Source organism: Salinicola halophyticus, assembly GCF_003206695.1.
GTDB classification, from domain to species: domain Bacteria; phylum Pseudomonadota; class Gammaproteobacteria; order Pseudomonadales; family Halomonadaceae; genus Salinicola; species Salinicola halophyticus.
In genome coordinates, this window is record NZ_PZJN01000006.1 from 227625 (window position 1) to 248165 (window position 20541).

The 20541-nt window shown below is 64.0% G+C and carries 16 protein-coding genes; 7 read left to right on the forward strand and 9 right to left on the reverse strand.

Annotated elements, in window-relative coordinates:
• Nucleotides 1-19: 19 nt before the first annotated feature.
• The 5 genes from DOM58_RS08890 to DOM58_RS08910 all read right to left on the reverse strand — a co-directional run bounded on the left by DOM58_RS08890 (nt 20) and on the right by DOM58_RS08910 (nt 4426).
• Entirely contained in the window at nt 20-553 is a 534-nt protein-coding gene (locus DOM58_RS08890) for a tripartite tricarboxylate transporter TctB family protein (RefSeq protein ID WP_110692543.1), read from the reverse strand.
• Nucleotides 550-1563 (reverse strand): Bug family tripartite tricarboxylate transporter substrate binding protein, encoded by a 1014-nt coding sequence (locus tag DOM58_RS08895; RefSeq protein ID WP_223162150.1) that lies wholly within the window; start codon nt 1561-1563, stop codon nt 550-552. Before DOM58_RS08895 ends, DOM58_RS08890 begins: the two co-directional genes overlap by 4 nt.
• A gap of 122 nt (nt 1564-1685) precedes the next feature.
• Complete coding sequence (locus tag DOM58_RS08900; RefSeq protein ID WP_110692544.1) at nt 1686-2216, reverse strand: chromate transporter; 531 nt, start codon at nt 2214-2216, stop codon at nt 1686-1688.
• Nucleotides 2213-2791, reverse strand: coding sequence for a chromate transporter (locus tag DOM58_RS08905; protein ID WP_110692545.1), 579 nt, complete (start codon nt 2789-2791; stop codon nt 2213-2215). Before DOM58_RS08905 ends, DOM58_RS08900 begins: the two co-directional genes overlap by 4 nt.
• Before the next feature lie 3 nt (nt 2792-2794).
• Nucleotides 2795-4426, reverse strand: coding sequence for a gamma-glutamyltransferase family protein (locus DOM58_RS08910; RefSeq protein WP_110692546.1), 1632 nt, complete (start codon nt 4424-4426; stop codon nt 2795-2797).
• 244 nt (nt 4427-4670) lie between these two features.
• Between DOM58_RS08910 and DOM58_RS08915 the strand changes: the two genes are divergently transcribed.
• Entirely contained in the window at nt 4671-5348 is a 678-nt protein-coding gene (locus DOM58_RS08915; RefSeq protein ID WP_110692547.1) for a GntR family transcriptional regulator, read from the forward strand.
• 44 nt (nt 5349-5392) lie between these two features.
• On the opposite strand, the gene DOM58_RS08920 is transcribed toward DOM58_RS08915, so the two are convergent.
• Entirely contained in the window at nt 5393-6004 is a 612-nt protein-coding gene (locus tag DOM58_RS08920; RefSeq protein WP_110692548.1) for an IMPACT family protein, read from the reverse strand.
• Nucleotides 6004-6477, reverse strand: a complete 474-nt coding sequence (locus DOM58_RS08925; protein WP_075562436.1) for a LexA family protein — start codon at nt 6475-6477, stop codon at nt 6004-6006. The genes DOM58_RS08920 and DOM58_RS08925 overlap by 1 nt, the downstream gene beginning before the upstream one ends.
• 212 nt (nt 6478-6689) lie before the next feature.
• Between DOM58_RS08925 and smc the strand changes: the two genes are divergently transcribed.
• The 4 genes from smc to DOM58_RS08945 all read left to right on the forward strand — a co-directional run bounded on the left by smc (nt 6690) and on the right by DOM58_RS08945 (nt 14144).
• Nucleotides 6690-10193: a chromosome segregation protein SMC gene (gene smc / locus DOM58_RS08930; protein ID WP_110692549.1), complete on the forward strand. Its 3504-nt coding sequence runs from the start codon at nt 6690-6692 to the stop codon at nt 10191-10193.
• 209 nt (nt 10194-10402) lie between these two features.
• A complete protein-coding gene (gene zipA / locus DOM58_RS08935; protein WP_110692550.1) occupies nt 10403-11683 on the forward strand; it encodes a cell division protein ZipA in 1281 nt (426 codons plus the stop codon).
• 158 nt (nt 11684-11841) lie between these two features.
• On the forward strand, nt 11842-13878 hold the full coding sequence (gene ligA / locus DOM58_RS08940; protein ID WP_110692551.1) for an NAD-dependent DNA ligase LigA: 2037 nt from the start codon (nt 11842-11844) through the stop codon (nt 13876-13878).
• Complete coding sequence (locus DOM58_RS08945; RefSeq protein WP_075562440.1) at nt 13875-14144, forward strand: YheU family protein; 270 nt, start codon at nt 13875-13877, stop codon at nt 14142-14144. Before ligA ends, DOM58_RS08945 begins: the two co-directional genes overlap by 4 nt.
• Nucleotides 14145-14250: 106 nt before the next feature.
• Here the strand turns inward: DOM58_RS08945 and DOM58_RS08950 are convergent, their stop codons facing one another.
• Nucleotides 14251-15564, reverse strand: coding sequence for a 2-hydroxycarboxylate transporter family protein (locus DOM58_RS08950; RefSeq protein WP_110692552.1), 1314 nt, complete (start codon nt 15562-15564; stop codon nt 14251-14253).
• 478 nt (nt 15565-16042) lie between these two features.
• Here DOM58_RS08950 and DOM58_RS08955 point away from each other — a divergent pair, with 478 nt between their 5' ends.
• Together DOM58_RS08955 and DOM58_RS08960 are read left to right on the forward strand one after the other, a co-directional pair.
• Nucleotides 16043-17644, forward strand: coding sequence for an ATP-binding protein (locus DOM58_RS08955; RefSeq protein ID WP_075562441.1), 1602 nt, complete (start codon nt 16043-16045; stop codon nt 17642-17644).
• Between the two features lie 3 nt (nt 17645-17647).
• Nucleotides 17648-18373 carry a response regulator gene (locus tag DOM58_RS08960; protein ID WP_075562442.1) on the forward strand — a complete coding sequence of 242 codons (726 nt, stop codon included), beginning with the start codon at nt 17648-17650 and terminating at the stop codon, nt 18371-18373.
• Nucleotides 18374-18455: 82 nt separating this feature from the next.
• Here the strand turns inward: DOM58_RS08960 and mnmC are convergent, their stop codons facing one another.
• Nucleotides 18456-20492 (reverse strand): bifunctional tRNA (5-methylaminomethyl-2-thiouridine)(34)-methyltransferase MnmC2/FAD-dependent 5-carboxymethylaminomethyl-2-thiouridine(34) oxidoreductase MnmC1, encoded by a 2037-nt coding sequence (mnmC, locus tag DOM58_RS08965; protein WP_110692553.1) that lies wholly within the window; start codon nt 20490-20492, stop codon nt 18456-18458.
• Between the last annotated feature and the right edge of the window lie 49 nt (nt 20493-20541).

Below are 20541 nucleotides of genomic sequence, written 5' to 3' on the forward strand. Positions count from 1 at the left end.
TCGCGCTTTTAGCGTCGGGCTACCAAAGGCGCCCCGATGGCAGCGAAATCAGAAACACATGGCTGAACAGGGCATAGAGACCGAGGCCGAAGATGGCGGCGATGATCGCGGCAATCAGCAGCCGACGGCCGCGTCGGGCGCCCAGAATGAACTGGACGGCGAGCAGGAACAGCAGCGACGCCATGGCAAACCCGATCCACGGCATGCTCAGCGCATAGATGGCGAAGGACGCCAGCGTGGCGAAAGCCAGACGACGCTGGAGGAACCACCGTCGCGCACCGACACTGGCGGCGCGGTCGGTGCCACGTAACGCCGCCATCGACTGCACCATGATCGCCAGATTGAAGATCACCAGCGCGCCCAGGATCAGGCGCGGAAACGAGCCCGCGCCCAGTGGTTCCCACATCGACGACGGCAAATCGCCGGCCTGAATGAACAGGCCGACGAACAGCGCGGCCAGCCCGGCATTGAAAATGACGTTGGCGAGCGCCTTGCCGCGCTCGCTGCTGGTCTCCCGCTCGGGTCGGGAGACCGTCTGGGTAGCGTCGTTCATCGCGCCAACTTGCCGGAGAGGCGCTTGATCGTGGCATCGATGTCAGCCAGATAGTCGGCATAGGTCTGGGGGCCCATGAAGTCGACCTCGGCACCGGCGTTGTTGACCCGTTTGATGAACTCGGGATCTTTGGACATGGCTTCGAAACCCTTGGCCAGCGTCTCGACCTTGGCCGGATCGATCCCCTTGGGGGCGACGATGCCGCGGTTGATGCTCAGGTTGAGATTGTCGTAGCCGAGTTCCTTGAAGGTCGGCACGTCGGGCGTCTGCTCGAGGCGCTCCTTGCTGCCTACGGCGAGGAAGCGCAGATCCCCGTTCTTGACGAACTCCAGGCTCGACGAGATATCGCCGATGGAGGCATCGATGTGGCCGCCGACCAGGCCGCGGATGCGAGCGCCGGTGCCTTCGTAGCCGACATACCGGAACTGGGCACCGATGGCGTCCTCGATCATTGCCGCGTGGACATGGGGAATGCCCCCGAGCGTGGCACCGACACGAATCTCGCCCGGATGCGCCTTGGCGTATTCGGCGAAATCCTCGAAGGTTTTCCAGTCGCTGTCGGCGTTGACCACCAGGAACTGCGGAGAGGAGGCCAACGAGGCGATCGGCTGGAAATCGTCCCAGTTGAGCTGGGTCAGGCCGGTGGCATTGGAGGCCATCAGGCCCTCGTGAATCTGGCCCACGGTGTAGCCGTCGGGATCCTTCTGGGCGAGCTCCTTGAGGCCGATAGTCCCGCTGACGCCGGGCATGTTCATTACCGGCATCGGCTGGCCAATGTGTTTCTCGGCCGAGTTGGAGATGATACGCATCAGCGCGTCGCTGCCGCCGCCCGGCGACCACGGCACGATGAACTCGATGGCGTGATCGGGATAGTCGTCGGCTTGCGCGCTCTGGCTGAGCGCCAGGCCGGCAGCTCCCAGCCCCAGGGTCAAGGAGGCGATCGCGCCGCTGGAGGCGAGCATTCGGCCCAGTTTTCCGTGGGCGGCATGGTGGAGTACGTCGTAGAACATGAGTTGTCCTTATTGATTTGTTGGTTTGACGTCGTGTCGTCTTGCTTCGAATCGTTATCTTTTTTCGGGTTGCTGCTTTTTCGAGGTGCTGCTTTCTTCGGCTCGGGCGGTCTCCCCACCGCTTATCCGAGCAGAAATCCGCCATAGACCAGCCCTAGAAGGACGGCCCACACCGGGTGGAGCTTGAGTCGCCATAGCATCACGCAGGCTATCGCGCCGATGATCAGGGTATGGATCCAGCCGGCACCACTGACGCCTTCGCTAAAAAACGACCAGGTGAGATAGCCCATCAGCACCATGATCACCGGTCTGACCCACTGGCTCATCGACTTGACCTTGATCGAGTCCCGGTAGCGGTACAGCGCCCCCAGCGCGACCAGCATCAGAATCAGCGAGGGAGCGACGGTGGCAAACGTCGCGATCAGGCCGCCGCCGATGCCGGCGACGTCGTAGCCGATGTAGCCGGCCATCTTGGTGGCGATAGGGCTAGGCAGGGTATTGCCCAGCGCCAGGGTCTCGGCGAACTGCTGGGAGGTCATCCAGCCGTAGCGGCCGACCACCTCGTTCTCGACCAGCGGAATGATGGCCGGTCCGCCGCCGTAACCGATGATGTTGGGGATGAAGAACGCCAGGAACAGATCCCAGTAGATCATGACTTGACCTCCCCGCTGCGTTTGCGCCGCTCGGGGCGCAGCAGTGCGGCGACCAGGATTGCCGCGATCACCAGGCCCGGATGGATGCCCAGTCCGTAGATCAGGCCGCCAGCGACCGCGCCCATGATCAGAGTCGCGATCCAGCCCAGCGCGGCGCGGGATTTCTGGAAGAAGTCCCAGGTGAGCTGCGCCATCATCACCATCACCACCGGCACGACACCTTCGCTCATGCCCTGAATCCAGCGTTGATCGCGGTAGCGGGTGAACAATCCCAACAACACTACCATCGCTACGATGCACGGCACGATGACCGCCAGCACCGCATTGAGGCAGCCCGCTACGCCGCCGACCCGGTAGCCGATGGTGCCGGCCATCTTGGTCGCGATAGGGCCGGGCAGGGTATTGCCGATGGCAAGGATGTCGCCGAAATCATCATCGTTCATCCACTGATAGCGGGTGACCGCCTCGGCGCGCACCAGAGGGATCATCGACGGGCCGCCGCCGAATCCGAGCAGGCCGATGCGCAAAAACGCCATGAACAGTTGGCCCTGAACGGCCAGTGAGGACGAAGCCATGGGTCAGAGCACCGCAATGCTGGAGTCGGTGCGCGGCTCGGTGCCACCGCAATACACGCCGCTTTGCGGATCGCGAAGGATGATCTGGCCACGACCGTAGGCGGTACTGTCCACGGCCATGACGATCTGATGGCCGCGCTCCGCCATGTCGCGAATCACGTGCATCGGATAGCCCGGCTCGATGCCGATCTTGCGTCCGCCCATCCACTGCCAGCGCGGGGCATCGAGCGCCGCCTGCGGGTTGAGGCCGAAGTCGATCAGGTTCATCGCCACCTGCATGTGGCCCTGGGGCTGCATGAAACCACCCATCACGCCGAACGGCCCGATAGCCTTGTCGCCACGGGTCAGGAAACCGGGAATGATGGTGTGGAAAGTCCGCTTGCCGGGGGCGAGCACGTTGACGTGGTCCGCGTCGAGACTGAAGCCGTGACCGCGATTCTGCAGCGAGATGCCGGTATCCGGCACCACCACGCCGGAACCGAAGCCGTGATAGTTGCTCTGGATGTAGGAGACCATGTTGCCGTCGCTGTCGGCGGTGGCGAGGTAAACCGTACCACCGGCCTGCGGCTGACCGGGCTCGGGGTCGATGGCGCGCTCGCCGATCAGGCGGCGGCGGGTCGCTGCATACTCGTCGCTCAACAGCGAGGCCACGCTGGTGCGCATGTGTTCCGCCTGAGTGATGTGATGGTGGCCATCGGTATAGGCCAGCTTCATCGCTTCCAGCTGGCGATGCAGCAGTTGCGGGTCGTCGCGTACAGTGACGTCGAACCCTTCCATCATGCGTAGCGCCATCAGCGCGACCATGCCCTGACCGTTGGGTGGGATCTCCCACACGTCATAGCCGCGATAGTTGACCGAGATCGGCTCGACCCACTCGGGCCGATAGTCCGCCAGATCGTCGGCACGAAGATAACCGCCAGTCGCCTGCGAGAAGGCATCGATCTTATTCGCCAGCTCGCCGCGGTAGAAGCTGTCGCAGCGGCTTTCGGCCAGTGCTTCGAGGGTACGCGCCTGAGCCTCGTTGCGATGGAGTTCGCCGGGACGGGGCGCATGCCCGTTGGGCGCAAAGGCGTCGAGCCAAGGCGCGACGGCCGGGTCGTCGGCCTTGGCGCGGAATTCGATCTCGGCACGCTGCCACAGCTGACTGATCACCGGGGAAACCGGAAATCCTTCCCGGGCGATACGGATCGCCGGTGCCAGCAGAGTGGCAAAATCGAGCTTGCCGTGCTGCTTCGAAAGCTCGGCCCAGGCCGCCGGAATGCCGGGCACGGTGACCGGTGTCCAGCCGTGCAGAGGCATCCCGTCATGGCCCGCGGCCTTGACCGCTTCCGGTGTCAGCCGCTTCGGCGCGTGGCCACTGGCATTGAGACCGTGAAGTTTGCCGCCGCCATCGTTGCCCTCGGCCAGCCATACCAGGGCAAAGGCATCGCCACCGATGCCGTTGCCGCTGGGTTCGACCACGGTGAGGACGGCCGCCGTCGCGATCGCGGCATCGATGGCGTTGCCACCTTGCGCCAGCACGTCGCGACCGGCCTGGCTGGCCTGCGGCTGCGAGGCGGCGACCATGCCGCGACTGGCATAGGTAGCGCTACGGCGAGAGGGAAAAGGATTGTTGTGATCGAAAGCGAGGGTCATGAGCGGTTCTCGATTTATTCTTGGCCGGTTCGTGGGATGCCGTAGGTCGTGCGTCGAGGCGGTCTTGCCGTAGGAAAGTCTTACGGTAAATCTATGTGAATCGTTTATATTGTGGAAAATCGATTTTTTACTATTACGTCGATCTTGGCCGCAGGTCAAGCGCTGGCTGGGCAAACCACGTCGGGTCGGCACACGAATCTCCGCCATTGCGAATCTCCGCCACTGGATTAGAAGGTCAGACATTATGGGAGCCGAAGTCTCCTCCGCGAATACGGCCACCAGCCAGTTGTACGTGGCCTTGAAGCGCGACCTGATCAACGGTCGTTTTACCGCCGGTCAGAAATTGGCCATCACCACGCTCAAGCAGCACTACCAGGTTGGGTTGAGCCCGCTGCGCGAGGCTCTCAATCGGCTGGCGGCCTACGGCCTGCTGGAGCAGGAAAATCAGCGTGGTTTCCGTGTTCCCGCGCTGGAGCGAGCGGAACTCGATGATATCGCCGACCTGCGCAGCCGCTTCGAAGGCCAGGCGTTGGAACAGGCGCTAGAAAACGGGGGCGCCGAGTGGGAGGCGGGGCTGCTGGCGGCTTTCCACCGGCTCAAGCGCGCCGATGAAGCGCCGGGGCAGCTCGATCACTGGGAGCAGATGCATCTGCAGTTCCATCGTCATCTGCTCGAACCCTGTGAGTCGGCGTGGTTGCTGCGCTTCATCGAACAGCTGCACGACCAGTTCGACCGCTATCGACGCATGGCCCCCGCCAACGACGCAGTACGCACGATCCTCAACGAGCAGCACGGGCGGCTGGTCGAGCTGGCGTTGGCGCGCGACATCGCGGCCGCGCGGGCACTGCTCGAAGAGCACATTCGGCTCTCCTACGAGGTGGCGCAGGGGGCGTGTCACGAAAGCCGGGTGGGCGAAAGATGAGGGCGGAACCGGAGGTAAGGGAGCCGGCGATCCCGGTGGCGTGATCAGAGACGGGTAAGCGCGCCCTTGAGTCGCTGTTCGAGCAGAGCCAGCGAAACGCTGTCGTCTGCCGGCCAAGCCAGTGTCAGCCGTGGACCGTGGCTATCGTACTCGGCATCGGTGATGGGAATGTCATGTTCCGTCAGCCAGTGGCGGGCTTCGGCCTCGTTGCTGAAATCGACCTGGATCGCCACGACACGCCGTTCGGTGAATTCGCGCCGGGCGAGCGTCTCCAGCGCCTTGAGCACCGCCTGGGTATAGGCGCGCACCAGCCCGCCGGTGCCCAGTTTGGTGCCGCCGAAGTAGCGCGTTACCACAGCGCCGATCTGGCCCATGCCGCTGCCTTCCAGCGCCTGGAACATCGGTCGACCCGCCGTGCCGCCCGGCTCACCGTCATCCGAAAAACCGATCGCGACCTGCTCCCCGGGCGGACCGGCGATGAACGCGGAACAGTGATGGCTGGCATCGGGGTGCACCGTGCGCGCCTCGGCCAGCAGCGCCTCGAAGGCCGCGTTATCGGGCGCATGAGCGATCCAGCAGAGGAACCGACTCTTCTCGATCTCGACACTGTTGGTATGTCGCGCCTGCGGCGCCAGATCGGGAATCGGGTAGCGCATCAGGCGGCTTGTGGCGGATTGCGCATCACGCCCATGACCAGACCGAGCACCTGAACGTCTTCATTTTTCAGAAAAATCGGCGGCATGGTGTCGTTGGCAGGCTGCAGACGAACGCCGGACTTCTCGATGAACAGCTTCTTCAGCGTCACTTCGTGGTTGTTGATCAGCACCACGGCGGTCTCGCCGTTTTCCGCCGATTCATAGCGTTCGATGATGATCACGTCGCCGTCGAAGATATTGCTGTCGATCATCGAGTCGCCACGGACGCGCAGGGCGTAGGTATTGCGTCGGACCAGCTTCGCCGGAACGTGAACGGTGGCATTGTCGAGGCAGGCTTCCATCGGCAGGCCGGCTGCGACCTGGCCGAGCAACGGGATCTCGACCATGTCGGTCGCGTCGATGGGTTCCCAGTTGCCGTCGATCAGCGGCAGATTCGGCTGGCGCTGTAGATAGCTCGGTGCGGCGTTTGTCATCGTCTTCTCCCGAGGTGGTGGCGCCATCATAGCAAGGCAAGCGCCGGCGACAAGTCGATACCTTGCTCCACACCGATATTGCGGTTGGCTATTCCGCGACCCTGGCACTGGATATCGACCACGTGGTGCCTTAGGCTCTGCCGAATCCTGCGTCGAGGCCGCCGTCGTTGGCGGCGCCGACGCCTATCGGATCCAGGAGCTTCACTGACCGCATGCGCCTCAAGTCCATCAAACTGGCCGGTTTCAAGTCGTTCGTCGATCCGGTCACGGTACCGTTCGACGGCAACATGACCGCCATCGTCGGACCCAACGGCTGCGGTAAATCCAACATCATCGATGCGGTGCGCTGGGTCATGGGCGAGTCCTCCGCCAAGACGCTGCGCGGCGAGTCGATGACCGATGTCATCTTCAACGGCTCCACCGGCCGATCACCCATCGGGCAGGCCTCCATCGAACTGGTTTTCGACAATCGCGAGGGGGACCTCGGCGGCGCCTACGCCGGCTACAACGAGATCGCGGTCAAGCGCCTGGTCACTCGCGAGGCGCAGTCCAGCTATTTCCTCAACGGCCAGAAATGCCGCCGTCGCGATATCGCCGACATTTTCCTGGGCACCGGCCTCGGGCCGCGCTCCTACGCGATCATCGGTCAGGGCATGATTTCCCGGCTGGTCGAGGCGCGTCCGGAGGATCTACGTAACACGCTGGAAGAGGCGGCGGGCATCTCCAAGTACAAGGAGCGTCGGCGGGAAACCGAAAACCGTCTGCGGCGTACCCAGGAGAATCTGGAGCGTCTCGACGATATCCGCGAGGAGCTCGACAAGCAGCTCGAACGGCTCAAGCGTCAGGCCGAAGCCGCAAGGCGTTATCGCACCTTGAAAGCGGAAGAGCATCGCCTGCGTGGTGAGCTGGCGCTGCTGCGCGAACGCGCCTTGCGCAGTCAGCAGCGCGAGGAAGAAACGCGCGTGCGCGACTACGAACTCCAGGTGGAGCGCGAGATTCTGGGCCAGCGCCAGTGCGAATCCCGGCTGGCGGAAGGCCGGGAGACGCACGACGTCGTCGCTGCAGAGCTGGAAACCCATCAGGCCGCTTTCTATCAGACCGGCGCCGACATCGCGCGGCTCGAGCAATCACTCGAACATGCCAGGCAGCGTGAACGCCAGCTCTCCGGCGATCTCGACAGCGCCCGGCAGGAGCGCGATGCGCTGGGGCAGCTGGTCGAACAGGACGAGACGCGCCGTGCGGAGCTCGAGACCCGGCTCGAGACGCTGCTGCCCGATGCCGAAATGGCAGACGAGGCGCTACTGACCCTGGAGGCCCAGCTCGAGGACGCCGAGGCCTCGGCTCATGAACGTCAGCAGCAGTGGGAGGCCTTCAGCGAGCGGGATCGAGAAGTCCGCCACCGGGCCGAGCGCGAGCAGGAATCGATCCAGCGCCTTGAACGCCAGCTCGAGCAGTTGACCCACGAGCTCGAGCGGCGCCGGCAGCAGCGAGCGGAACTGCCGGATATCGGCGATCTCGAAATGGAGCGGGACACGGTCGAAGAGACACTGGCGGTGCTGGACGAACGCCGCCAGACACTGGAAATTCGCCGCGACGAGCGCCGTCAATCGCGGGAGCAGGCTCGGGAACGTCAGGCGGAGATACAGGCCGCCCGGGATAGCGAACGCGAGCGCCAGCATCGCTGCCAGGGGGAGATCGCCTCGCTCGAGGCGCTGATCAAGGCGGCACTGAATGACGACGATGCCAGTCTCGCCGAGCACCTCGCCGATCATCCGCTGGCTGACGCACCGCGGGTCGCCGAGCGGCTGGAAGTGGAAGCCGGCTGGGAGCGCACGGTGGCCTGGGTACTGGCGCCGTGGCTCCGGGCGAGGCTGGCGACCCCTGAGAGTGCTCGTGCGCCTCTGGAGTCGCTGTCCAGTGGCGAGCTACCGGTGGTATCGGATCACGCGCCGGATCCGGCGCCCGCGCACTCCCTGGGCGTCAGGGTCAACGGTGCCGGCGCGCTGGCGACGCTGTTGTCGACGATCTACTGCGTCGACGATTCGGCGACAGCCTGGCAGAGGGTGGCCGATCTTCCCGTCGGCCATAGCGTGATTACCCAAGAGGGGCTGTGGCTGGGTCGCGGCTGGGCCAGACGGCTGGGCCGAGACGATGCCAACGCGGATAGCGTCCTGCTTCAGCGCCAACGCCGCGACGCACTGGTCGAGGAGCTGGCATCGCTAGACGATACCCTCGCCGAGCATCAGGCGCAGATCGCCGATTGGCAGTCTCAGGGCGACGCCAGCGACGCGGCGCTGGAAACGCTGCAGCAGGAAGAGCGCGAACTCGCCGAGCAGCGCCAGGCGCAATCGACGCGGCTGGCGACCCTGGCAAGCCGGCTCGAGCACGTTGGCTCGCGGCTTCGAGAGTTCGACGCCGAGCAAGCCCAGGGGCAGGATCGACACGCAACACAGACCCTGGAGCTGGAAAGTACGCGCGAACGCTGGCAGCAGGCGCTCGATCGGATCGAAGCCAACAGCGTCGAGCGTGACACGCTGCAAAGGGCGCGTGAGCAGAGCCAGACCCGACTGGGAGAGCTTCGTCAGCAGCAGCAGCAGACGCGTCAGGCGCAGCAGCAGCTGGCCCTCGAGCGCCAACGTCTTGAAGCACAGGGGGGCGAGCTTCGACAGCAGGCCGAGCGCAGTCGGGAGCAGCTGTCGCGACTCGACGAACGTGTCGAACTGCTGCGGGAACAGATGGGCACCTTGCGAGAACCCGACGGGGATCAGCGCGAACGTCTGGAGCAGTTGCTCGAGACGCGATCGCAGCAGGAGGCCGCGCTCGACCGCTGCCGGGACCGCGCCAACCAGATCGGCGAGACACTGCGTCAGACGGAGATCGACCGCCAGCAGCACGAGCGTCAGCTGGAAGAGTGGCGCCAGCGGTTACAGGAGGCGCGAATGCAGGTGCAGGCGCTGACCCTCAAGGCGGATGCCCAGCGCGAAGCGTTGGCGGAACAGCAGCAGGATGCCCCCGCCCTGGAGGAAAATCTCGATCCCGATGCCACGGAGTCCGCCTGGCAGACTCGCCTGGAAGCGGCCGGTGAGCGCATCCGACGGCTCGGTGCCATCAACCTCGCGGCGATCGAAGAGTACGAGCAGCAGGCCGAACGGCGCGACTACCTCGAAGCCCAGCATGCCGAACTGAGCGAGGCGATCGATACACTGGAGCGGGCGATCAAGCGGATCGATCAGGAGACGCGGGCCCGTTTCAAGCAGACTTTCGAGCAAGTGAACCAGGGTCTGATGGCACTTTTTCCCCGAGTCTTCGGCGGCGGGGCCGCATGGTTGACGCTCACGGGGGAAGATTTGCTGGAGACGGGCGTGGCAATCATGGCACGTCCCCCGGGCAAGAAAAACAGCACCATTCATTTGCTTTCCGGAGGCGAAAAAGCGCTGACGGCACTGTCGTTGGTGTTTGCCATCTTCCAGCTCAATCCGGCCCCTTTTTGCATGCTCGACGAAGTCGATGCGCCACTCGATGATGCGAACGTGGGGCGCTACGCGAAATTGGTCAAGGAAATGTCCGAGAGCGTGCAGTTCATCTTCATCACGCATAATAAAATTGCAATGGAAGCTGCCGAGCGATTGATGGGCGTGACCATGCAGGAGCCGGGCGTCTCTCGTCTGGTATCAGTGGGTGTCGATGAGGCGGCATCGATGGTGGAGGCGTCATGATGTCGTGGAAAATAGCCAAACCGGCTAACGACGTAATAGGATAGGAAAGATGGGATGGAATTGAAGGGTGATTGCTGATGGGCGAAACTTCACTTGACAAAGAAAAAAAGTAGCCCATTTTTGACAAATCACGCTATGCTAGTGCCAACATGCGATAAGCATGTTGTCCTCTTCCAGCATAGTGGCACCGCGAACAGGCAAGACGACCCATGGAACTAAGAGAGTGGCTGATCATCCTGGGGCTGGTTTTGGTGGCGACCATCGTGATCGATGGCTTCCGTCGCCTCCAGCGCCAACGTCGGGTTCCGCGCCTGGATCAGGCGATCGGAGAGCGCGAAACCGACGACGGGTCCGAGGTGGATCCGGAACAGGCGGCCCGTGAGGCCGAGGTCAACTGGGAATTGCCCAATGGAGGGGCACGTGTCTTACGTCCGGCGACGTTCGAGCGCCAGGAGGCGGAGCCGGTCAGGCCTTCCGAGCCCAAACGACAGGAGCGCATTCCGCCCGAGGAGTTGCAGCGCAGCATTCTCGATCGCGGCAATCGGTCCTCGTTCGCTGACATGCAGCACAAGACCGATATGCAGCAGCGAGTCAGGAATGCCGTTCGGGCCGGTGCCAAGCGAGTCAGTGAATCGGCTCAGCGGCTGAGCCACAAGCGCGACGACGCCAGGCGCGACGTCGAAGAATCCCGTCTTCATGATGAGCATCATGACCGGGCGCATCAGGAACCGCGTCTGACACCGCAAGACGCCGAGGCCGCCGACGCGCCGAATCGTCTGCAGATCACCACGCTGGTGCCGCGGGATGGCGAGTGGACATCGGAGCAGCGCGAGCCGGTGGCAGAGCCCGAGCCCCCTCTGTCAACGGATCTGGCGACGCAGTCGCATCGCGAGCCTGCCGTTGCCGTTGACGAGCCGACCCCGGTCGCCGCGTCGGCGGAGGACATCAGCGAGGCCTCGCGTAACGATGTGGTGACCCAGCATCCGGCGGTCGAGCGGGCCAAGCGGCATCATGTCAGCGCCGCGCGTGCCCGTGAGACGCTGGCTCATGCCGAGGAAATCATTGTCATCAGCGTGCTGGCGCGGACCGAGGACGGCTTCGATGGTGCCGACCTACTGAACCTGATGCTGGCGTGTGGATTGCGGTTCAGCGAAATGGGTATTTTCCATCGCTACGAGACCGAATCCGATGACAGCGAGCTGCAGTTCTCGATGGTCAATGTGCTCAAGCCGGGCGTATTCGATCTCGATAACATGCAGGAAATCGTGACGCCGGGCGTCACCTTCCTGATGCCGCTCCCCGGTGCCAACGATACGTCAGTCGCCTTCGAGGCAATGCTGGAAACCGCGATGGTGCTGGTGCGCAATCTCGGCGGTGAGCTCAAGGACGAGAATCACAGCGTGATGACCGCCCAGACCATCGAGTTCGCACGTCAGCGTGTGCAGGAGTTCGAGCGTCGCCATCGGCTGCGTCGTTATCAGGCCAACTGATCCGAACGAGCAGCAGATCCGAGCATAGCGATAGCGAACGACGGGGCCTACGGGCCCCGTCGTCGTTTTCATCTGCAGCATTCTCCTGCATTAGCGCAGCCGAGACCGGCTTCCGCTACAATGCGGGCACACTTTGTGCAGCGATCGAACCGAGCGTCATGAGCCAGATCCCCCAAGCGGTCCGCAAGAGGGCCGATGCCCTGCGCCAGCAGTTGGACGATGCCAACTACCACTATTATGTCGAGGATCAGCCGCAGATCCCAGATGTCGAGTACGACAAGCTGCTGCGCGAGCTGCAGTCGCTCGAGACCGAGCATCCCGAGCTGGTAACGCCGGATTCGCCGACCCAGCGTATCGGCGCGCGCCCGGCCGATCGCTTCCACGAAGTGACGCATGCCGTGCCCATGCTGTCGCTCGACAACGCCTTCAGCGAGGAGGAGCTCGCGGCGTTCGTCAAACGGGTCGCCGACAAACTCGAAAGTGACGGTGAGACGCTCAAGTTCTGCTGCGAACCCAAGCTTGACGGGCTGGCGGTATCGCTGGTTTACGAAAACGGGCAGCTGGTGCAGGGGGCGACCCGCGGCGATGGCCGTACCGGCGAAGACGTCACGATGAATCTGCGCACGCTTCACTCCATTCCGCTCAAGCTTCGCGGCAAGTCGGTACCGTCGCTGATCGAGGTGCGCGGCGAAGTCTACATGCGCCATTCCGGTTTCGAAGCGATGAACGAGCGCGCCCGCGAGAATGGCGACAAGGTCTTCGCCAATCCACGCAATGCCGCTGCCGGTAGTTTGCGTCAGCTGGACTCGTCGATCGCCGCCAAGCGGCCACTGGAATTCTGCGCCTATCAGGTCGCCCGGCTCGAGGGCGACGATGATGCACAGTCGCATTCGGATTATCTGAAGCGGCTGCGCGAGCTGGGTTTTCGCACCAGCCCGCTGCTCGACGTGGTTGAAGGGGCCAGCGGCGTGGTCGAGTTCTGCCATACGTTGGGCGAGCGCCGCGAAGGGCTCGATTACGATATCGACGGGGCGGTACTCAAGGTCGACAGTCTGCGCGACCAGCGTGAGCTGGGCTTCGTCTCCCGCGCGCCGCGTTGGGCCATCGCCTATAAATATCCAGCTCAAGAGCAGACCACGACGCTCAACGACGTGACGTTTCAGGTCGGCCGCGTCGGCACGCTGACGCCGGTGGCCAAGCTGGAACCGGTGCAGGTGGCCGGGGTGACGGTGTCCAATGCCACGCTGCACAACATGGACGAGGTCGAGCGGCTCGGGGTACGTATCGGCGATACCGTGATCGTGCGGCGCGCCGGTGACGTGATTCCCCAGATCGTGGGCGTCGTCGAGTCGCAGCGCCCGAAAGAGACTCGCGCCATTGAAATGCCCACCGAATGCCCGGTCTGCGGTTCGCAGATCGAGCGGCTCGAAGGTGAGGTCGCCGCGCGCTGTTCCGGTGGCCTTTACTGTCCGGCACAGCGCAAGGAGGCGTTGAAACATTTCGCCAGCCGCCGTGCCTTGGATATCGACGGCCTTGGCGAGAAGCTGATCGACCTGCTGGTCGAACGGGAATGGGTCAAGAGCCCGGCGGACCTGTTTCGGCTGAGAGCCGAGCGGCTCGCCGAACTGCCGCGACTGGCGGAAAAATCCGCCAACAATCTCGTCCAGTCGCTCGAGGCGGCCAAGCGAACCACGCTGGCGCGCTTCATCTATGCGATCGGGATCCGTGAAGTGGGCGAAGCGACCGCGGCCAGTCTGGCGCGCCACTTCGGCGCGTTGCAGGCGCTGCGTGATGCGCCATTGGAGGCGTTGACGGCGGTGGACGATGTCGGCCCCGTGGTCGCCCACCATATTCATACGTTCTTTCAACAGGTGCACAACCAGGAGACGCTGGACGATCTGCTGGCGGTGGGCGTCACCTGGGAAGAGGTCGAAATTGCCGAGCGCCCCCAGCCGCTGGACGGGCAGACCTGGGTATTGACCGGTAGCCTGGAAGGTATGACCCGCGACGAGGGCAAGGAGCGTCTGCAGGCACTGGGCGCCAAGGTCGCCGGCAGCGTCTCCAAGAAGACCGCCACCGTCGTCGCCGGGCCTGGCGCCGGCAGCAAGCTGGCCAAGGCCGAGGAGCTGGGAGTCGAAGTGATCGACGAAGCGACGTTCGTCGAGCGCCTTAACGAATGGGAGACAGGAGCATGAGCGGACGTTTTATCGAAATTCCGCCCCGCATGTTGCCCGCGGAAACGCTGGACGCGCTGCTCGAGACGTTCGTCACCCGGCAAGGCTACGACACCACCGATGTGGCGACGGACATGCACGATTGGGTGCGCGATCTCAAACGCCAGCTGGAGCGTGGCGAACTGTTGATCGTCCACGATCTGCAGACCGAGAGTACCGAGGTGATGACGCTGGCCCAATGGCGCGGATTCGGCCGTGATATCGCCGATGACGAGGAAGAGGGCTGAGAACGCGCGTTCGCCAGGGCAGCTGAAGAGACGAAAACGGCGCCCCGTTCGAGAACAGGGCGCCGTTTTACATGGCCATTCGTCTGAACTGGCCGTTGCTGCCGGATCAGGTGAAGAACAGCGGTACCACGATGCTGGAAATCAGCAGAATCAGTGCGCCACCCAGGCGTGACGAGATCTGCGCGAATGGCATCAGCTGCATGCGCTTGGCGGCGGACAGTACCGCCACGTCGCCCGTGCCGCCCATGTTGGCCATGCACAGCCCGGCGGTGATCGCCGACTCGATCGGATAGAAGCCGACCAGCCTGCCGACGAGACCGGCACCGAAGGCGGCTCCGGCGACGACCGCGAGGACGATCAGCACGTAGGTGATGGAGATCGCATCGATCACTTGGCCGAGATCGGTGTAGGCGATGCCGATGCCGAACAGCAGGGCGAAGGTCCAGTTCTTGGCGACGAACTGGAACCACTGCGCTGCGGCTTCATTGACCGATTCCGGCACGATGTTGGTGATCTTGAGCACGGCAACCAGAATGATCATCAATGCATACGGGTGCAGCGGAATCACGCTACCCAGAATCTCACCGGCGACGAAGAAGGTGAGCGCGGCGATGACGCCGATGCCCAGCTTGGAAAGGTCCGGCTTGCTCTCGCGCTCTTCGATCTCGACGCCCGGCATCATCTGGCCGTTGCCGGTCAGGCTCGGCATGCGATTGGCCAGGCCGTTGAGCAGCCCGGCGATGATGATCGCGAAGACGTTACCCAGTGCCAGTGCCGGCACCAGAATCGAGATATAGTAGCTGGCCGGCTGGCCCAGCAGCTGCTCGTAGATCTGGCTCATGGGGACCGCGCCGGCGCCCATGCCACCGCCCATGATCGGCAACGCGATGACGACTACCGCGTCCTGCGGCGAGAAGCCCATCACCCAGCCAACGGCGATGGCGAACAGTGCCGCGAACAGCACGGCGCAGATCAAAGGCAGCGCGTAACGCGAGCCCACCTTGACCAGTACCTTGGAATCCATGCCCAGAATGCTGCCGGTGATCAGCGCGGCGATATAGAAATTGAGGAAGCCGCCGCCCTTCATGAACTGGGTCACGTTGTCGACGACACCGGTCGGCAGCCACTGCACGTAGACCAGTGCCGCGGCGCCGAAGATGGCGAGAATGGCGCCGCCACCCAGATAGCTTTTGACGATCGGCAGCCGATCGCCGATAAAGCCCAGGAGTTCGCCGAAGATCATCATGACCAGCAGGGCGCCGATCATGCCGGTCGGGATCGTGTCCGTCGCGATGGAAAGGATCAGCACCGCGGTGGCGATGGCAAAAAGCGGTAGAGGAATGCCGAAGATCGGCGTCGTTAGCCAGCTTTCTCGGCGGCTAGAATCGGCCGACGCGGTTGGCGTCACGGTTGAAGTCATGGTTGGCTCCCCAAGGATTTTCGCCCAAAGGGCGTAAGCGGTATGTTCGCCCGGTGGGCGGTACGCAGCCGAGGATAGAGGCCTGGTGGTGTCGACCAAGTTTTATGAAATTATTAAAGCCTTTATAAACTATTGAAAGAAATGCAGGGCCAGCCCGCATACCCGCAGACGCCGGGGTATACCACCTTGGTCTAAATTCGCAGTGATTCAGCGGCCACCGACGCCGCGCGCCCGCACGGTGTCCGTCTAGCGTTGATCGGCCTGTCGATGTCATGCAATAGCGGCACGTGGCATATGGCGACAGTGGCGCGTGGCACGTAGTAATGGATACTGGACGTGGTAATGGGGAAAGGGCGTAGTAAAGGGTACAGGCGTAGTTGAATGGGGACAGGGAGTCACAGATGGAGTCCGGGTCAGGCTTACGAGAGGCGATATCCACTGACGAGGATGGTTGTCTATCACGCCGGGGGAGTGTTGCATGAAGCGGCTGCGCCTCAGTGCTCAGATATCGATTCTGGTCGCCAGCATGATCGTGCTGACGCTGGGTGTAGCGCTGCTGCTGTTCAATTATCAGCTGCGCGCCAATCTCGAGGAGGCCCAGGGTGAGCGGGTGATGGGGCTGGCGGCGGTGCTGGCCGACCGGGAAGACGTCAGGGTGGCGCTTTCAGCCCGGCCGATCGTTCACGACGCCAGTTCGCCGCTGCGCCAAGAAATCGAGCGGCTGCGCGAACGTCTGGGTGTGGACTTCATCACCGTGATGGATCTCGACCATCTGCGTCTGACCCATCCCGATCCCGATGAGGTCGGGCGGTATTTTCGCGGCGGCGACGAAGATCCCGCCCTGGCGGGCGAATCCTACGTTTCTCGCTCCGAGGGTACGTTGGGCGTCAGTATTCGTGGCTTCTCGCCGGTGATGAACGACAACGGTACGGTCATCGGCGCCGTCTCGACCGGCGTCACGCTGACCCGTGTCGGCCTGCTGCTGGCCGAGCGCCGCCAGAGCCTGCTGCTCGGCATCGTGCTGCTGATGCTGGTGGGCGCCGCGAGCGCCTGGTGTCTGGCGCGCTATATCAAGCGGATTCTGCTGGGGTTCGAGCCGCATCAGATATCCCAGTGGGTTCGCGAGCGCCAGGCGATGCTGGCATCACTGCACGAAGGGGTATTGGCGATCAATGGCGCCGGAGAGATCACCCTGGTCAACCCGGCGGCGTGTCAGTTGCTGAATCCGCTGGGAGCCGATGATGGTTCAGGCATTCCGGCATCGACACTGAAGGAGCTTTTCGACAGCGCCATGCCGACGCTCGATCGGCGGCTGACGCTGAACGGGCGGGCGCTGATCGTCAACCGCGTGCCGATTCGCGGCGAACGCGGCGCGGGTGGCAGCGTGGTCACGCTGCGCGATCGCAGTGAGGTCAACCGGCTCGCCGAAGAGCTGACCGGCGTCAGTCGCTACGCCCAGGCGTTGCGCGCTTCGACCCATGAGTTCAAGAATCGACTGCACGTCATCCTGGGGCTGGTGCAACTGCGCGATCTGGGGCGTCTGGAGCGCTACCTGCGCGAGCTCGACGACACCCTGATCGCCCCGGCTGCGGCGCGGATCGCGGGAGTCAGGGATCCCGTTCTGGCGGGATTTCTGCTGGCCAAGGGCAGTGAAGCCCGGGAGCGCCGCGTCGCCTTCGAGATCGAACTGGAAAGCGAGATCCCGGCACCCGAGGATAGCGAAATCCTGCATCTGCTGGTCTCCATCATCGGCAATCTGGTGGAGAACGCCTTCGAAGCGGTTGCTGGCCGCGAATCGCCGCAGGTGAGCCTGACGCTGGGTGTCGATGGCGGGGCGCTGTCGTTGCACGTGTCGGACAACGGCGGCGGCATGAACGAGGACCAGCGGCAGCGTGCCATCGAGCAGGGCGTCTCCTCCAAGGGCGAGGGGCGCGGCTACGGGCTGGCCATGGTCAAGACCCATATCGAATCGCTGGGGGGCGCGCTGGCGCTCTATTCCACGCTGGAGCGTGGCACCCTGGTCGAGGTGACAGTACCCTATGGGATGGTCGTAACGCAGGTAACCGATGGAGTGACGTAGTCCATGCGCGTGCTGGTTGTGGAAGATGATCCGATGGTGATGCGTCTCAACGTCGAGTTTCTCAATCGCCTCGACGGTGTCAGTCTGGTCGCGCAGTGCGAGGACCTGCCGGCGGCGAGAGAGATACTGGCGCAGGAACCGGTGGATCTGTTGCTGCTCGACGTCTACCTGCGCGAGCACAACGGGCTGTCGCTGGTCCGCGATCTGCGTCGGCAGGCTCGCGATATCCAGATCGTGCTGATCACGGCGGCTTCGGAGATGGAGACGGTGCGCGAAGCCAAGCATCTGGGTGTCAGCGACTATCTGGTCAAGCCATTCGAGTTCGAGCGCTTCAAGGAGGCCCTGGCGCGCTGCCTGGACACACACCAGCGTCTTTCCCGGTTGCCCGCGCGGGCGCATCAGCGCGATCTGGACGCGCTTTTCCGGGAGACGACCCCAGGCCAGCCGGCGCGTCCCGGCGATCTGCCCAAGGGGCTGACCTCGAACTCCCTGTCCCAGGTAGCGAAAGCGGCCGCCGATCAGGGCACTTCGCCATTCACCACCGAAGCGATGAGCGAGAACACCGGCATGTCACGGGTATCGGTGCGCAAGTATCTCAAGCATCTCGTCGATCGCGGCGTGCTCGAGGAATCCTTCCATTACGGTCAGATCGGCCGCCCCTCCTTCACCTATCGCTGCCTCGACGACGACGCACTGGCCCGACTGGGCGAACCCGGTACCCCCAGCTAGCGTTGCTAAGACGCGTTGCCGCCATCCTGAGTGCGTGACGAATCGTGTCTTGATGAATCGTGTCTTGAAGAAGCGTGCCGCGTCAGCGGCCGCGGATTAGATCGGCGATGATCCGCCGGCCAGGATGGAGATGATCGACCAGCTCGCGTTCCAGCGGCAGCGGTTCGTCGTGAATCCGCGAAGCGATCAGCTCGGCGCACAGCGGCGCGCTGACCATGCCGCGAGAGCCGTGGGCCGTACTCACCCATAGTCCCGGATAGTGCTTGCCGGGGGCATCGAAGCGGCGCTTGGCATCCTTGCCCAGCGCGGCGTAGTCGGCGCGCCAGCGTCCGGTCTCCGGCAGCGGTCCGGCGTAGGGGGTCTTGTCCGGGCTGGCGGCGCGAATGCTGGCACGCCCGCCGCAGTCATCCGGAGGCAGTCTGGCCAACTGCTCGGCCAGCGCCGGCGCCGTTCGCGCCAGCTCCTCGAGATTGCGTTGGTGATCCGACTGGCGCAGCTCGATGTCGTCGTCGTTGGGGGAGAAGGTCGCGCCGAAGGTGAGCTTGCCGTCACGCGCCGGCATCACGTAGCCCTCGGCGCAGAGCACGCGCCTCAGCGTCGAGGCATTATCGACATCGATATCGATGTCGGCGTGCGACGGTAACGAGAGCGTGGAGATTTGACCACGGACGGATTGCAGCGGCAGCCCGTCGAGCCAGTCGCGGCTGGCGTGGCCAGTGGCGAACACGACCTGATCGACATCCAGCGTTTCATGGTCGAGCTGCAGTCGCCAACCGCCTTCGGTTTCTCGCAGGGCATGGAGTTCGGCCTGATGGGGGGTGACACCGGGCGTCGCCGCCAGCTGACGACATAGCGCGATCGGATCCACCCAGCCCGCCTGGGGATAATACAGCGCGCTCTGATCGACCCCGGTGCCGGCCAGTCTCGTGGCCTCTGACGGATCGCTGGCAGCGACGACGGACGGTGGCAGGTCGTAGTTGGCCAGAAACCGCTGCCGACGCGGATCGTCTCCGGCCATCTGCAGCAGCCCGCAGTCGGACCACCAGCGGCGTTCCGGGTCGAGCCGCGCCAGCCAGCGCTGCGTGTAGAGCAGTGCGGCGAGATAGAACCGGCTCTGGAGATTGGGTTCGATCGCCAGTTTGACGTAGAGCGCCGCCTGGGGATTGCCCGACGCCCCGCTGGCGATACCCGCCCGATCGATCAGAGTGACCTGGCTACCGCGGTGGGCCAGTGCCGCGGCCACACTGGTCCCCGCGATTCCTCCGCCGATGACGGCGATATGGCTGGCGGCACTGGCGAAACCGACTGGCGGCGGCTGGAACCACGGCGTGGCGGCCCGAGGGTCGGGGTGCGGCGTCTCATCGCGTTCACCGCGGAGCATTTCGCGCTTGCGGCCGAACCCCGGCACCTTGTGCCAGCGAAAGCCGGCCGCCGCCAGGCCACGTCGCACGAAACCCGCGCAGGTGAACGTCGCGAAGGTGGCGCCCGGCCGGCTGGCAGCGGCCATGGCCTCGAACAGCTCGGGCCGCCACATCTCGGGGTTCTTCGAGGGTGCGAAACCGTCAAGAAACCAGGCATCGACTTGGCCGTCCAGGCGCGACAGACAGTCCGCCGCGTCGCCGAAGTGCAGATCCAGGGTGACGCGATCATCCAGCTGCAGCCGATGGATACCGGCCACGGCCGGCGGCCACTGATCGATCAGTCGCGCCGCCTGACGCGCAAGCGGCGGCCAGAGGTTCCAGGCGCGCTCCAGCGCTTCACGGGTGAGCGGATGCATCTCGGTCGAGACCAGATGGAGCCTGGCCCCGGCGGGCGCGTGCTCGTCGAAGCAGGCCCAGGCGCACAGCATGTTGAGGCCGGTACCGAAGCCGGTTTCGCCGATCGTGAACGCCCGCCGATGGCGCCAGTCGGCGAACCGTCGTGGTAGATCGTTGTTGTCGAGGAAGACGAAGCGGGATTCTGCCTGGCCGTCCTGACGCGAGAAATACACGTCATCGTAAGCGGTCGAGAACGGCGCCACGAGGTCGCCATCGTCGGCTCGCCAGTCGAGCTCGGCGTGGCGAATGGCCTGGCGATGAGGATTGACCTGGCGATGGGAAGTGACCGACTTGCCGCTCATGGTTTCAAGGCCTGGGCCTCGTCGAATGGCCCTGACCTACCGGACCGCC